At 42.6% G+C, this 364-nt stretch carries 1 protein-coding gene; it reads right to left on the bottom strand.

All coding sequences use genetic code 11. The annotated features are described in order from the left end of the window. Positions 1-71: 71 nt before the first annotated feature. Positions 72-364, bottom strand: a 293-nt coding sequence (locus tag LRL21_RS45030) for a GNAT family N-acetyltransferase (RefSeq protein WP_240422234.1), incomplete at its 5' end; no start/stop codon positions are given.

The raw sequence follows: 364 nt of genomic DNA, 5'->3' as shown, positions 1-364 counted from the left end.
ACGGCGCCTCTCTTTAGTTTTGTCTTTTTTAGATGTTACTGCGAGATGAATTTTCATGGTAGTTGAACGATTTATAGCTCTCGAAGATACCGCACTTCTTCCGATACTTCTTTGAAGCCAACCGAGTAATATAAAGATAGCGCGGATTTATTGGCCGTCTCAACTTGTAGTTCTGCGAACGCGCATCCATGATCTTTGAGATAGGTGAGCGCATGAGAGAGTAAATGCTTTGCAATCCCTTGTTTCCGCCAAGGTGCTCTGACAAATACATCTTCAATGATTCCATCTCCATCTTCATCTATCCAAGTCATAACGCTTCCTACTAAGGTAGCATTCTCCCTTACAACAAAAGCAGTCCACTCAG

Source organism: Paenibacillus periandrae, from assembly GCF_022458865.1.
Classification (GTDB): domain Bacteria; phylum Bacillota; class Bacilli; order Paenibacillales; family NBRC-103111; genus Paenibacillus_S; species Paenibacillus_S periandrae.
Note: the sequence above shows the minus strand (reverse complement) of the source record. Positions and strands in the feature narration are given on the sequence as shown.